Source organism: Desulfoprunum benzoelyticum, from assembly GCF_014201505.1.
GTDB classification, from domain to species: Bacteria; Desulfobacterota; Desulfobulbia; order Desulfobulbales; family Desulfocapsaceae; genus Desulfoprunum; species Desulfoprunum benzoelyticum.
Genome location: NZ_JACHEO010000035.1, coordinates 1 through 13,819 on the forward strand (window position 1 = coordinate 1; position 13,819 = coordinate 13,819).

Annotated in this window: 12 protein-coding genes; 6 read left to right on the forward strand and 6 right to left on the reverse strand. The window is 61.1% G+C overall.

Annotation, left to right across the window (positions count from 1 at the left end; translation table 11 throughout):
• Window positions 1-294 precede the first annotated feature (294 nt).
• The 3 genes from HNQ81_RS16745 to HNQ81_RS16755 all read left to right on the forward strand — a co-directional run bounded on the left by HNQ81_RS16745 (window position 295) and on the right by HNQ81_RS16755 (window position 2,645).
• Complete coding sequence (locus tag HNQ81_RS16745; RefSeq protein ID WP_183352506.1) at window positions 295-1,323, forward strand: alpha/beta hydrolase; 1,029 nt, start codon at window positions 295-297, stop codon at window positions 1,321-1,323.
• Between the two features lie 303 nt (window positions 1,324-1,626).
• Complete coding sequence (locus HNQ81_RS16750; protein ID WP_183352508.1) at window positions 1,627-2,328, forward strand: AzlC family ABC transporter permease; 702 nt, start codon at window positions 1,627-1,629, stop codon at window positions 2,326-2,328.
• A complete protein-coding gene (locus HNQ81_RS16755; RefSeq protein WP_183352510.1) occupies window positions 2,313-2,645 on the forward strand; it encodes an AzlD domain-containing protein in 333 nt (110 codons plus the stop codon). The genes HNQ81_RS16750 and HNQ81_RS16755 overlap by 16 nt, the downstream gene beginning before the upstream one ends.
• Before the next feature lie 9 nt (window positions 2,646-2,654).
• Here HNQ81_RS16755 and HNQ81_RS16760 read toward each other — a convergent pair whose 3' ends face one another.
• Genes HNQ81_RS16760 through HNQ81_RS16775 form a run of 4 tightly spaced genes read right to left on the reverse strand, consistent with a single transcriptional unit; the run spans window position 2,655 to window position 8,952 of the window.
• Window positions 2,655-3,260: a DUF309 domain-containing protein gene (locus HNQ81_RS16760; protein WP_183352512.1), complete on the reverse strand. Its 606-nt coding sequence runs from the start codon at window positions 3,258-3,260 to the stop codon at window positions 2,655-2,657.
• The gene (locus HNQ81_RS16765) at window positions 3,257-6,505 is read right to left on the reverse strand and encodes an efflux RND transporter permease subunit (RefSeq protein ID WP_183352514.1); all 3,249 of its coding nucleotides are present in this window, start codon (window positions 6,503-6,505) and stop codon (window positions 3,257-3,259) included. The genes HNQ81_RS16760 and HNQ81_RS16765 overlap by 4 nt, the downstream gene beginning before the upstream one ends.
• A 33-nt stretch (window positions 6,506-6,538) precedes the next feature.
• Window positions 6,539-7,579 carry an efflux RND transporter periplasmic adaptor subunit gene (locus HNQ81_RS16770; protein ID WP_183352516.1) on the reverse strand — a complete coding sequence of 347 codons (1,041 nt, stop codon included), beginning with the start codon at window positions 7,577-7,579 and terminating at the stop codon, window positions 6,539-6,541.
• Window positions 7,576-8,952, reverse strand: coding sequence for a TolC family protein (locus tag HNQ81_RS16775; RefSeq protein WP_183352518.1), 1,377 nt, complete (start codon window positions 8,950-8,952; stop codon window positions 7,576-7,578). Before HNQ81_RS16775 ends, HNQ81_RS16770 begins: the two co-directional genes overlap by 4 nt.
• Window positions 8,953-9,687: 735 nt before the next feature.
• Here HNQ81_RS16775 and HNQ81_RS16780 point away from each other — a divergent pair.
• Both HNQ81_RS16780 and HNQ81_RS16785 read left to right on the forward strand, forming a co-directional pair.
• Window positions 9,688-10,110: a hypothetical protein gene (locus HNQ81_RS16780; protein WP_183352520.1), complete on the forward strand. Its 423-nt coding sequence runs from the start codon at window positions 9,688-9,690 to the stop codon at window positions 10,108-10,110.
• Between the two features lie 145 nt (window positions 10,111-10,255).
• Window positions 10,256-11,140, forward strand: coding sequence for a TRC40/GET3/ArsA family transport-energizing ATPase (locus HNQ81_RS16785; RefSeq protein ID WP_183352522.1), 885 nt, complete (start codon window positions 10,256-10,258; stop codon window positions 11,138-11,140).
• A gap of 265 nt (window positions 11,141-11,405) precedes the next feature.
• On the opposite strand, the gene HNQ81_RS16790 is transcribed toward HNQ81_RS16785, so the two are convergent.
• Both HNQ81_RS16790 and HNQ81_RS18310 read right to left on the reverse strand, forming a co-directional pair.
• Entirely contained in the window at window positions 11,406-11,945 is a 540-nt protein-coding gene (locus HNQ81_RS16790) for a flavodoxin family protein (protein ID WP_183352524.1), read from the reverse strand.
• 239 nt (window positions 11,946-12,184) lie between these two features.
• Window positions 12,185-12,421, reverse strand: a complete 237-nt coding sequence (locus tag HNQ81_RS18310; RefSeq protein WP_183352526.1) for a hypothetical protein — start codon at window positions 12,419-12,421, stop codon at window positions 12,185-12,187.
• 59 nt (window positions 12,422-12,480) lie between these two features.
• Here HNQ81_RS18310 and HNQ81_RS16800 point away from each other — a divergent pair, with 59 nt between their 5' ends.
• Window positions 12,481-13,614: a DUF362 domain-containing protein gene (locus HNQ81_RS16800; RefSeq protein ID WP_183352528.1), complete on the forward strand. Its 1,134-nt coding sequence runs from the start codon at window positions 12,481-12,483 to the stop codon at window positions 13,612-13,614.
• The last annotated feature ends 205 nt before the right edge of the window (window positions 13,615-13,819 follow it).

Genomic DNA, 13,819 nt, shown 5'->3' on the forward strand with positions numbered 1-13,819 from the left:
TACAATGGTTGATCGGTTAACCTATATAGCCTTACAAACTCAGCCGGTCCCGCAGCGCCTGCTCAAGCTGGCTGAAGTTCGATGGTAATCAGATTAAAAATTGAGCACATGACAGGAAAAGAAGCTATCGAGTTAGTGAATAAGGGAAAATAAGGTTCCAACGTACATGTTGTAATCGGCATGTTTTTTCAAAGTATGCGCGGTAATATCGAGAATCAGCTTTCAGCTCACCATACTTACTGTCAAAAGCAGGTAGTGTGTCATCCTGCTCCCCATCACCATCGGGATCCGTCTATGCGCCGCTCAACCGCCAGTCTACTGTTATCAATGCTTGCGCTTTTCCTGCTCACCGGCTGTTTCGGGCCCGCTATCTTCAAGGGGAAAACCACCGAGACCGTTCCGGAATTGCAAGCCGATGGTGCCGTGATGGCGGATGGTTTCACGCTTCCGCTTCTGATCGTCAACGGCCGGCCAGGGCCGCCGCGGGCGGTCGTCCTGGCCCTGCACGGCTTTAACGACTACAGTCGCGCTTTCCTCTCGTTCGGAGAGTATCTGGCAGCGCGGAATATCACGTTGATCGCCTATGACCAGAGAGGGTTCGGCCGAACGGAGGGACGCAGGTACTGGCATGGGGCAGAGAAAATGACTGGTGACCTGCGCACCATGGCAAGGTTGCTGACGCGAAAATATAAAGATGTCCCCCTGTTCGTTCTCGGCGAGAGCATGGGCGGAGCGGTGATTCTCGCCGCGCAGAAGGAATTGCAGGCGGAGGGTGGCTATGCCGGGATCATCCTGGTCGCTCCCGCCGTATGGGCCAGGAGAACCATGCCCTGGTATCAGCGATCGACCCTGTGGGTGGCCGCGCATCTGCTGCCCTGGTTCGGGGTTTCCGGCAAGGGGCTGGATATCGAACCGTCCGATAACAGCGAGATGCTGCGCGAGCTGGGGCGTGATCCGCTGGTGATCAAAACGACCAGGGTCGATGCGGTCTACGGTCTGAGTACGCTGATGGACCAGGCCCTTTCCTCCTCCCCATCCCTTGCCGGTCGGGCGATGATTCTCTACGGCCGGCACGATGAGATCATTCCCCGTCGACCGACCTGCGAAATGCTCAAAAGGTTGCCATCCAATGCGGGAAAAGATTGGCGTTTTGTCCTCTATGACCACGGCTATCACATGCTGCTCAGGGATCTGCAGGCGGAAGTGGTCCACCATGATATTGAGCAGTGGATCGGCAACATCCTTGAGTCCTCTGGATCTGAGCAGGGAACGAGTGCCGGCGGGGCCGGCACAGGGGAAATGAACTTTCTCTGCAACGAATAGCCCGGCAGGATCACTGGCTGGCGTGGTGAGGCATCTGTTTGCCTGCAAAGATTTCTGGGATGCTCGGGGCGAACCAAATGAGGCGTTCCCGCTCCATGTCTTGGTGGCATGTGACTAGCGGGCAGTGGAGATCATCGTTTGGCGGGGGGAAAGCGGTTGACAGGAACAGGCGGCAGGGATATTTTGCGTGTTTCCGCGCCGTCCGGATAAACCGGCGCCAGGATTCGAAAGGTGATTGCACTCCCGCGCCGCGACCGGGTCGACCCTGCTTTGTTGGCATTTGTTTTTCCATATTCTCCTGACATGAACGAAATTCAACCATCATCATCCGCCGCCGTCTTTAAAGGGGTGCGGCGGGCCCTGCCGATCGTCCTGGGCTATGTGCCGATCGGCTTCGCCTACGGCGTGCTGGCCGGCAAGAGCGGCATCTCGGCGGCCAACACCGTGCTGATGTCGTTGATCGTGTTCGCCGGTTCGGCCCAGTTCATCGCCGTCGGCCTGTTCGCCAGCGGCACCGGCCCGGCGGTGGTGATCCTGACGACCTTTGTCGTCAATCTCCGCCACCTGCTGATGGCCGCCTCGCTCGCCCCCTACCTGGCGAAATGGTCGCGGCGGCGCCAGGCCTTCTTCGCCTATGAACTGACCGACGAGACCTTCGCCCTCCATTCGACCACCACCCGGGATCTGAGCGACTGCCCGCTCGAGGCCCTCAGTCTCAACGTCACTGTCCAGATCTCGTGGGTGCTCGGTTCCGCCCTCGGCGTCGTCGCCTCGAACCTGATCGGCGACGTCAAGCCGCTCGGCCTCGACTACGCCTTGTCGGCGATGTTCATCGGCCTGCTGGTCAGCCAGTGCACCTCGCTGGTGCGGGTGGCGACCGCGGTGTTTTCGGGGCTGCTGGCGACGGCGCTGTATCTCGCCGGCTGGCACCAGTTCCATATCATCGCCGCCACCGTGGCCGGCGCGACCTTCGGCCTGGCGGTGGAACAATGGACCAGACGCTGATCCTGCTGACGATGGTGGGAATGGGAGTCGTGACCTACCTGCCGCGGCTGCTGCCGATCCTGTTTCTCAGCGGCCGGACGCTGAAACCGCTGATGGTCGCCTGGCTGCGGCTGGTGCCGCCGGCGGTGCTGGCGGCGATGCTGCTCCCGGCCCTGCTGGTGCCGGAAAAAAGGGTCGATCTCAGTTTCGACAACATCTTTTTCTGGACGGCGCTGGTGGCCTTCCCGGTGTCGTGGAAAAGCAAGAGTCTGTTCGCCACGGTGCTGGTCGGCATGGGCCTGGTGGCCCTGGCCCGCTACTGCGGCCTGGGGAATTGATGGCGGCTGTCAATCGTGTCGTATATCCGGTCCCGGCCCCAGCTGCGGCGGGACCGGGTCCAGGGTCGCCAGCGCCGCCAGCAGGTCCGCCGGGTCAAAATAATCGCGCAGTAGATCGCCGCTGGTCGCCAGCACCTCCCTCGCCCTTCCCGCCATCTTCGCCGCCTGCCGGTCGTAGCCGAATTCCAGCTTGATATAGACCCCCGCCGCCCGGATCAGCGCCTGCAGCAGCAGCTTGCGCCTGCCGTCGGCCTGCAGCCAGGCGTGTTCCAGCACCTCGTGCACCTCGAAGAACAGCCGCTCATTCCACAGCACCATCCCCTGGCGCAGCGGGTCGGTGATCCCCAGGGAGATCGCCGCCAGGGCACGGCGATAACGGGCCAGGCGGTCGGCGATGTAGTCGCGGTAGATGTCGGCCGGATGCTCCAGCCGCAGCCGGGCCGCCGCCTGCTCGAACGGTTCGGCCCCGCCGCTCGTGATCGCCTGGGCCAGCGCCTCGGACAAGGTGTTGCGGATGTCGCGGCTGGGCCGGTCCTGAAACGGTTCGAAGCGCAGCGGGGCGGTCGGGTCGCTCCGCTCGGCGCCGGGGATCGGAGATCGATCGTCGCTCATCATTGTCCCTCCACCGCCGCGGTCGGCGGATGCTGGTGCTTTTTGAGCACATAGTACATGACCGGGACGGCCATGCGGCTGACGAGCAGCGAGGCGATCTCGCCGAACATCAGTGAGATCGCCAGGCCCTGGAAGATCGGGTCGGCGAGGATGACCGCGGCCCCGACGACGACTGCCAGGGCGGTCAGCAGCATCGGCCGGAAGCGGATGGCCCCGGCATCGACGACCGCCTTGGCCAGCGGCTGGCCGGCTCGCACTCGCAGTTCGATAAAATCGACGAGGATGATGGAGTTGCGGACGACGATCCCGGCCCCGGCCATGAAGCCGATCATCGAGGTGGCGGTGAAGAAGGCGCCGAAGGCCCAGTGCGCCGGCAGGATGCCGATCAGCGAGAAGGGGATGGCGGCCATCACCACCAGCGGCGTGATGTAGTTTTTGAACCAGCCGACCATCAGCATGTAGATCAGGATCATCACCACGCAGAAGGCGAGCCCGAGGTCGCGGAAGACCTCGAGGGTGATATGCCATTCGCCGTCCCATTTCATCGCCGGCTCGTCGTCGGCAAAGGGCTGGTTGAGGTTGTACAGCTCCAGCTTGCCGCCGCTGCCGCCGAAATCGGCGGTGTCGAGCTCGCGCAGGCGGCTGTTCATGTCGAAGATCGCGTAGACCGGGCTCTCGACCGCGCCGGCGACGTCGCCGGTGACGTATGTCACATCCTTGAGGTTCTTGCGGTACAGCGCCTGCTCGACCGGCTGCGAGCTGATGGTGACCAGTTCGCGCAGCGGCACCAGCGGCGCCGCGGGGGTGGTGTCGGGACGGAGGGAGAGGTTGAGCAGGGTCTCGATCCGGGCCCGGTCGTGGACCGGCAGCTCGAGGACGATGTTGATCTCCTCCTTGTCGGCCGGCTGGTGGAACAGGTCGAGCGACATCCCGTGGACGGCGATCTCGAGGGTCCGGGTGATCTGGCCCTCGGAGATGCCGTTGAGGGCCGCCTTCTCCTTATCGACGGTCAGGACCTGCCGGGTCTGCGGCTCTTCCTGGAACCAGTCGACGTCGACGACTCCTGTGGTCTCGGTGAAGATCTTCTTGACCTCGGCCGCCAGTTTCAGGCGCTCCCCTGCGTCGCGGCCGTAGATCTCGGCGACGAGGGTCTGCAGCACCGGCGGGCCGGGCGGGACCTCGGCCACGGCCACCGCCGCCCCGTATCTGGCGGCGATGGCGGCGATCGCCGGCCGCATCCGCTTGGCGATGTCGTGGCTCTGCAGGTCCCGTTCACCCTTGCCCTTGAGGTTGACCTGGATATCGGCCACCGTCGGCCCCGAGCGCATGAAGTAGTGGCGCACCAGGCCGTTGAAGTTGTAGGGCGAGGCGGTGCCGGCATAGATCTGATAGTTGACGACGTCCGGGTCCCTGCTGACCGTATCGCCCATCTCCATCGCCACCCGGGCGGTGTGCTCGAGGGTCGAGCCCTCCGGCATGTTGAGGATGACCTGGAATTCGCTCTTGTTGTCGAACGGCAGCATCTTGACCTTGACCAGGCCGAAATAGACCATCGAGCAGGCGGCGAGGAGCAGGACGGTGATGGCGGCGAAGAAGATCAGGCGCCAGCCGGCGTGGCCCAGCAGCGGGTCCATCACCAGATGGTAGATCCGGGTGAACCAGTCGTCGGGGGCCTTGTCATCGTCGTGGTGGCCGCCGGCGGCGACGGCGTGGCGCCGCAGCAGCCGGGCGGCGGCCCACGGGGTGACGGTGAAGGCGATGACCAGCGAGAAGACCATCGCCGCCGACGACCCGATCGGGATCGGCCGCATGTAGGGTCCCATCAGCCCGCCGACGAAGGCCATCGGCAGGATCGCGGCGATGACCGCCCAGGTCGCGAGGATCGTCGGGTTGCCGACCTCGATCACCGCCTCGATCGCCACCGTCGGCGCCGACCGGCCCTTGTTCTCCGGCAGGCGCAGGTGGCGGACGATGTTCTCGACGACGACGATGGCGTCGTCGACGAGGATGCCGATCGAGAAGATCAGGGCGAAGAGGGTGATGCGGTTGAGGGTGTAGCCGTAGAGGTAGAAGACCAGCAGGGTCAGGGCCAGGGTCGACGGGATCGCCAGCATGACGACGATCGACTCGCGCCAGCCGAGGAAGAACAGGATCAAGAGGGCCACCCCGAAGACGGCGATCCCCATGTGCAGCAGCAGTTCGTTCGATTTCTCGGCCGCGGTCTCGCCGTAATCGCGAGTCACGGTGACCTTCATATCGGCGGGGATCAGGGTGCCGCGCAGGCTGTCGACTTTGGCGAGCACCTCATGCACGACCGCGACGGCGTTGGCCCCCGGCCGCTTGGCCAGCGACAGGGTGACCGCCGCCTCGCGCTGACGGCCGCCGCCGGTGCCGAAGAGGACATAGTTGTCCGGTTCTGCCGCCCCGTCGCGGATCTTCGCGACCTCGTGAAGATAGACCGGGGCGCCGGCATGGACGCCGATCACGACTCGGCCGATCTCCGCCGCCGAGGCGAGGAAGGCGCCGGTCTGCAGCAGCATCTCCTGGTCCAGCGACGTCAGGCTGCCGGTGTGGGACTGGAGGTTGACCTGCTGGATCTTCGGCGCGATTTCGGTGACGGTGAGGTTGCGCGAGGCCAGCTGCAGCGGGTCGAAACTGATCGTCACCTGGCGGCGGGTGCCGCCGATGACCTTGGTCTCGGCCACCTCCTTGATGCTCTTGATGCTGTCGTCGACCTGGGCCGCCAGCCGCCGCAGGGTGGAGTGGTCGTAGCCGCCGCCGTGGAAGGTCAGGGCCAGGATCGGCACGTCGTCGATGGTGTGCGGCTTGATCAGCGGCTTCGACACCGAATGGGGGATGCGGTCGAAGTTGGTCTGCAGCTTCTGGTTGAGGCGGACGATGGAGGATTCGAGGTTCTCGCCGACGTAGAAGCGGACGATCAGCAGGCTCTGGCCGGCCATCGAGGTCGAGTAGATGTACTCGACGCCGGGGATTTCATAGAGCAGCTTTTCCATCGGGATGGTGAGCCGTTGCTGGACCTCCTGCGGGGTGGCGCCGGGCATCGTCACCATGACGTCGATCATCGGCACCTTGATCTGCGGTTCCTCCTCGCGCGGCAGCAGGAAGACGGCGAGGATGCCGAGGAGCAGCGAGGCGAGGATGCTGAGCGGGGTCAGCTTCGAGTTGATGAAGGCTGTGGCCAGCCTGCCGGCGAATCCCGGACTGTGGTGGGTGTTCGGCGAATCCATGGTTGCGATCTCGGTAAGGGGCCGCGCGGGCCGTTAGTGAACGGTGACGGGCTGACCGTCCACCAGTGTCCGGCCGCCCTCGACTACCACGGTCTCTCCGGCCTTGAGGCCGGACAGGATTTCGACCTCGCCGTCGAGCCTGGCGCCGCTGCGGATCAGGCGCAGCCGGGCGTGGCCGTCCTGTACGACGAAGAGGCGCTCCATCTGGCCGTAGGTGGAGAGGGCCGATGCCGGGACGACGAGCGTTCTGGCGCTGTCGGAGGTGAGGCTGACCCGGGCGAACTGGCCGGAGTGGAGCTTCGGGTCGGCCGGGATGTTTATCTTCACCGGTGCGGTCCGTGACAGGCGGTCGGCGGTGGGGGCGACCTCGGCGACGGTGCCGACGAAGTCGAGACCGGCGGAGGGGACATGGATCGGCAACTCGTCGCCTGGCCTGACATGCATGATCAACGACTCGGGGATGTTGGTGACGACCTGCAGCCGCGCCTCGTTTTCGAGCTGGAGCAGGGGCTTGCCGGGGGTGGCGAGGTCGCCGACATTGGCCATCTTGCGGGTGACGAGACCGGAAAACGGGGCCAGGACTCGGGTGTAGTCGAGCATGGTCCCCGCCTCCTCATAGGCGGCGGTGGCGATCCGCAGGGTGTCCTGAAGGGACTTGACGGCCTCCGGGGTGGCGGCGTTTTTGGCCAGCAGCTTTCTCTCGCGTTCGAGGTTGCGGCGCGCCTGTTCGAGCTGGGCCAAGGCCTGGCGCTGGCGGGCCGAGATCTCGCCGGCGGTGATCTCGACCAGCAGGTCGTTTTTTTCCACCCGCGAGCCGAGGACCACCGGCAGGGTGACGATGCTGCCGCTGACCTTGGCGGCGATCTCCGCTCGTTCGGTGGCCTGGAGCGAGCCCATCAGCTCGACCTGGCGGGCGGCGGCTTTTTCCTCGGCTTGGGCGACGCTGACCGTGACTGCCGGCGTTGCTTCGTCCGTCATTCTTTCAGCCTTTTTTCCGTCCCTGCACCCGGTCAGCGACACGAGCGCCAGTCCCAGGAACAGCAGGGCGAGAGACAGTGTTGTACGATACCTCATTGCGCAATCTCCTTCTCAGTTGCACCATCTTCGTCGAACTGCGGCAGTCCCATCGCCCGGCGCAGGTTGGCCCGGGCGATCTGATACATGGATTTGGCCGACGAGCGGCGGGCGAGGGCGTCGCTCAGCCGGGTTTCGACATCGATCAGATCGATGGCGAGGATCACTCCTTCCTTGAACCGCTCACGGCTGAGGCGGGCCGTCTCTCCGGCCGCCGCCACCATCTTTTCGGTGACCTGCAGGCGCTGGCCGGCCTGGTCGTAGTCGAGTTCGGCCTGCTGCACTTCAAGATCGAGCGCCAGTTCGGTCTTGGCCAACTGGGCTTGGGTCTCACGGAGTCGGGACTCGGCCAGGGCGATGGCGGCGTTGGTGTGGTCGCCGTCATACAGGGTGTAGTTGAGGCGCAGCCCGGCCATCCATGAATCGCCGCCGTCGTCAAGGACCGTGCCGTTGTCGACCTGGTAGGAGGCGAAGGAGTCAACGGTCGGCTTTTTCGCCCCCCGCGCTGCCGCAACTGCCGCTTCGGCGGCCCGGATTGCCGCCTTCAGGCTCGTCAGTTCGTGGCGGCCGGCGGCCGAGACCGTCGCCGGCAGTTCCTGGTTCAGGCCGTGGCTCCGGTCGAGCCTGACCTCGCCTTTCGGCAGGCCGAGCAGGTTGAGAAAGCGGCGCCCGGCGAGTTCCTCGGCATGGCGGCCGGCGATCAGGTTTTCACTGGCGGTGGCCTGCTGCAATTCGATCGTCAGCAGATCCTGCTGCAGCAGGGTGTCGGCCTCGAAGCGGGCCTGAGCGACCGCGAGCGACGCGGTGATCGCCTCTAAGGCCTCCCGGCGGACGGCGGTCATCTCCTCGGCCTGGACGACGGTGTGGAAGGCGCGCACGACCTCGAAGGCCAGTTGCCGGTAGAGGCTGGTGCGATCGGTGGCGGCGCCGTCGACCCGGGCGCTAGCCGCCTGCCGGTTGGCGGTGTCTCTGCCGCCGCTGTAGAGGCGGTACTGGATTTCGGCCTTGAGCTGGAGATCGTCGGTGCGGCCGGGATCGTTGAAGTCGATGCTGTTGTCGAAGGCCCCCTGGTTGAGGATGTTGCCGAAGGAGTACATCGGGTTGTCGGTCTGGCTGTACCCGCCCGAGAGGGTGATCGCGGGCAGATCGGCGGCATCGGCCATCCGGGCCTGCGCCTCGGCGGCTCGGATCCGCTCGAGGACGATCCGGCTGTCCGGGCTGTTGGCCAGGGCGTAACTCACCGCCTGTTCGGCGGTCCAGACTGTCGGCACCGCCGGCGGAGATCCGTCATCCTGGCCCGGGGAGACCGCCGGCAGGAGCAGAGAGCAGCCGAGGAGAAGAGTGCAGACTGAACGACGAATCAGTGATTGCATTGTAACTACCTGGAATTGAATTATTTATTTTATGTATTTGGCAATTTAATAAAATCGTTAAATAGAATAGGACCTTCTCGTGTGCTTGTCAAAGCGAAACGACAAAAAAATCATACTCGTTAGAGTGCGGCAAAAGCTGTGGCTGCTGTTCGGAATATGCAACAGTATCTCTCATCAAACAATACCGGAACGATACGTTGATTGGAAGGGAGGAACCGGTGACGTGCAAGAAAGGCCATTCCTTGTCAGGCCGGCAGCGAGTGGCCAAAGCGGTACCGTGCCGGAGGTCCGGGGCGGGCGAATGCAAGAGCCGGGAGGTATCGGAGCTGGAGCGAACACTGGTGCTTCAGGGCGAAACAACCGGTTCTGCACCAACGTCACAATAACTCTATCGATTCAAATTGGTGGATCAGGGGCGCCCATATTGTCCCGTTGAATCGACCGAGTTTACACAACTTACACAACTCGACACACAGGTGGAGAAATCGATATGATATCCTTCTCTATTTTCAATAGAACCCGCGGTGGATCTGTATTATAACATCTGCAATATGCAGGTGATGCAGCGAGCGGCTGAGTTGTATGGCTGACCGATCATGGCAGGATTCCGAATATGCGCCCGATACGCATCTCAGCCGGTTACAATCGTCCGGCATTGACACAGTGATGCCGCCATGCCGCTCAAGATACAATCGGGTTTTCATCCGACCAGCTGTGTCGGCGAAGGAAAGAACTATGGAAAAAAACATCTTGGTAGAAATTATTAAAAGACGACTGGCGCTGGAAGGAGAGGAGCTGACTGCCGTTCTGGAAAATCCCAAATACCAGCGGCTGTTTGAAAATGCGGCCAAAGGGGCGCGCTATCGTCTGGTAGCGGAGGTCGTCGCTTCGAAGGGATGCCATTCAGGGCATGTGGTCGGGCAGCGCATCGTTTTCGACTCTGCAGGCAACCTGTTGACCCGGGAAGCTCCCGATCGCGTCTGCGCTTTTCTGATGCCGAACCTGGCGGTGTTGATCAATGCCTTCTTTGAGAATCTGATGAACGGCAGAGACCCCAATGCGGTGATGTTCAACCGCACGGGCTGTTTCGATGTCGGCCCCATGTGCGGTGGCTGGGGACATGTCCAGGTGGAGATGAGAGCGGAGTTGAGGGAGTAGTCAAAAGATGACGGATATTTTTTGCAGTATGGCGGAAAACCGGGGCGAAGAAGAAAATGGATAAACAGGGAAGGCGTCCTTTACGTTCGATTCTGTGCTGGCTCAGCATGGTACGGATCAATAACTCTACAATCGGTTGTTAACAGTGACTAATATTATAATGTTTACCGGCAAGGGCGGGGTCGGCAAGACAACGATGTCGGTGGCGACGGCCCTCCACCATGCCGGGATCGGGAAAACCCTGCTGATCTCAACCGACCCTTCCGGGTCGCTCAGTGAAATCTTCGCTCGCCCCTTGAGCAGCAAGGTCCATACCGTGGCTGTCAATCTCGATGCAGTGGAGTTGAGCCGCAAGCTTGTCCTGGATCTGTGGCGGGAGAAATTCGCCGATGACATCTACACCGTTTTATCCTCTTTCCTGCCGGTGGGGCGGGAGATCATCGACTACCTCGAAGGGGCCCCGGGAATCGAGGATGAGTTCATGCTCGACTATCTCCTGACGATGGCCGAGTCCGGGGAGTATCGGGCGATCATCTGGGACACTGCTCCCACCGTCACCACCTTGAATCTGCTGTTTGTGCAGCAGATGTTCTATTCTCACCTGACCCAGGCCCATAAGCTCTATTTCAAGATGAAAAAGGTTTTCAACAACGTCGATCCGCTGGCGCTGATTAACAGGTGGCGGTCGTTGACGGAACGGATAATCGATCTTCTGCGAACCGATACCTGTGCCTGGGTGGTTGCCAACCCGGAACACCTGGCAGTCGAACAGGCCTTCAATATCGCCGACTCCTTTGATGGTTTCGGGATCGAAGTCCAGGGCTTTATCCTCAACAAGGTGTTGCCGGCAGAGTTCTGTCAGGATCACCCGTTCTGGCAGGCAAAATATACCGCTCAGCAGAAATGCCGTGAAAAGATGCAGCAGAGAGCCGACACTCGCCCGGTAAAGGAAATACCGGAGTTGATCGGCAGTATACAGATCGAAGGGTTCCTGCGAGAGGTTGCCGGTCTTCTACACCCGGGCCGGTAGGGCAATGGGGGACATCAGGGCATCCGCCATCGCCGCGACAAAGACCGGGTTCCGAAAAAAGGTACGAACCGCCATCGGGCTCCATGGCACGAGCCTGTTGCCCGATGTCCTGGATAGTATATCGTGCCGACTCGAACCGATGGTGAAATCCCCCCTGGATTGAGAATACATCGGGAAAAACTTCCTTTGCCGGAGTATCAGCCGATCCGGCTGCAGCGGGCTGTTCAGTGACGACGGGCTTGAACAGGCCATAGTTGCTTCGCCTCTACACGTTCTTCCCCATTTCATAGGCCTGGGTCATCGCCGTTTTTCCCTTGATGTCGCCTATCTTCCAGGCGCCGGTGCCAAAAACGACGCCTTTTTCCGCTACTTCCCCCAGGCAGGAAAGAAAACCCCTGAACCCTGCAAGGGCTGTGTCCATCGCCTCTTTCCTCTCATCGGCGGAAGTCATAAGGAAGTAAAGGTCCTTGTCGCTGATGTCCGGGTAAACGGGATAGACCCTGTCGATGAAGGTCTTCATCTGCCCGCTCATGTTGTAGAAGTACACCGGGGTGGCCATGACGATGACATCGGCGGCGCCCATTTTTTTCAGGATTTCACCCATGTCATCCTGTTGTACGCACATACCGTCGTGTTGCCGGCAGTGTTCACAGGCAAGGCAATAGCCGATTTTTGTCTCCCGCAGGTTGACCTTCTCGACCTGATGGCCTTGTGCCTTGGCGCCCGTCATGAACTGCAGGCACAACAGGTCGGAATTCCCTCCCTTCCTCGGACTCGCCGACACTATCAACACGTTTTTGCCCATGGATAACTCCTCTTTGCGGCATCAGATTTTCAGTGAACTCATGACAAGCGGAATTGATCGATGCATACTCCCGGATGCATCCGCCAGTATACACGAACCGGGATGAGAGTGAATTATCAAATGTTACACCGGGGGAGGGGTGCGATTTTCCTCTGCATTCGCCATGGCTTTGGAGAAGCGGGCAAAAACTCCGGGCAACGCCGTGCCGGTGAAGACAGGGGTTGCGGATTCCTGAAGGATCAGGCAAGGATGGCGGAGGATTGTTCTACTGCAATCGGGATCGCCGGGTTATATTGGAACAGGCGCATCCGGAGGTAGCGATCGGGAATGAACCTCTCGCCGACGGAAAAATCATCAAGGTGAGAAAAAATCATGAAAATACCGAACAACGGTTCACAACCTTCGCTGCCAGGGCCGATGGAGTGGTTCGCCGGCACAGTGCGTATCGATCCCCTGGCGTTCCAGGCGGGCAGCACTGGTGGTCGATCCCGGGTCGAGTGGTAAAAAAAACGTATGGTTGAAAGGAGCTACGACAATGGAGAAAGCAACAGTCTATTTTACGGATTTCAGAACAAAACCTTTCGGTGACGGGCTGCCGGCAAAATTGAAGAAGCTGATCAGGGAGGCCGGTATTGACCAGATCAATATGGATGGCAAATTCGTCGCGATTAAACTGCATTTCGGCGAATTGGGCAATATCAGCTATCTTCGTCCCAACTATGCGAAAGCCGTCGCCGACGTGGTCAAGGACCTGGGCGGCAAACCCTTCCTGACCGATTGCAATACCATGTACCCGGGGAGCCGGAAAAACGCCCTCGAGCACCTGCAGTGCGCCTGGGAGAACGGGTTTACGCCCCTGACCGTCGGCTGCCCGATTCTTATCGGTGACGGGCTGAAGGGAACCGATGATATCGAGGTGGCGGTGGCCGGTTGTGAGTACGTGACGGCGGCCAAGATCGGGCGGGCCATCATGGATGCCGACGTCTTTGTCAGTCTGACCCACTTCAAAGGGCACGAGATGACCGGCTTTGGCGGGGCGATCAAAAATATCGGCATGGGATGCGGCTCGCGGGCCGGCAAGACCGAGCAGCACAGCGGCGGCCAGGCCTCGATCGTCGAGGAAAAATGTCGCGGCTGCTATGCCTGTTTCAAGCAGTGTGCCAACGATGGCCTCGTCTTCGATGACGATGCCAAAAAAATGCATGTGAACAAAGAGAATTGTGTCGGCTGCGGCCGCTGTCTGGGGGCGTGCAATTTCGATGCGATCGAGTTTGCCGACTTCGCGGCGGTAGAGCTGTTGAACAGACGGATGGCCGAATACACGAAGGCGGTGGTGAACGGTCGCCCCTGTTTCCATATTTCCCTGGTGGTCGACGTTTCTCCCAACTGCGACTGCCACAACGAAAACGATGCCCCCATCCTCCCGAATCTGGGGATGTTCGCCTCCCTTGATCCCCTGGCCCTGGATCAGGCCTGTGTCGATGCCTGCATGCAGGCCACCCCGATGCCGGGAAGTCAACTGTTCGACAATATGGCCAGCCCCGATTTTATCGACCATCACGATCATTTCACCAACTCGAGACCCGAATCGGAATGGCGGACCTGCCTGGAGCATGCGGAGAAAATCGGTCTGGGAACGCGGGAGTATGAGCTGGTTGTGATCAAATAGCCGCTCCTGCGTCCAATCCGGTCGATATTCAGGGTGACGGAAAGGGGCGAATCGCCGCCGCTTTTTTTCGACCCCTCGATAAATGGGTTCAGGGTAATTTTCTGTTAATTTTACTCTGTTTGAATGCATAAGCCCCAAGAACGGAAGAAACCTCCATGTGGGTATAATGTTTAACAACTGTTGGGTCGAGAACCAGCTCGCCCAA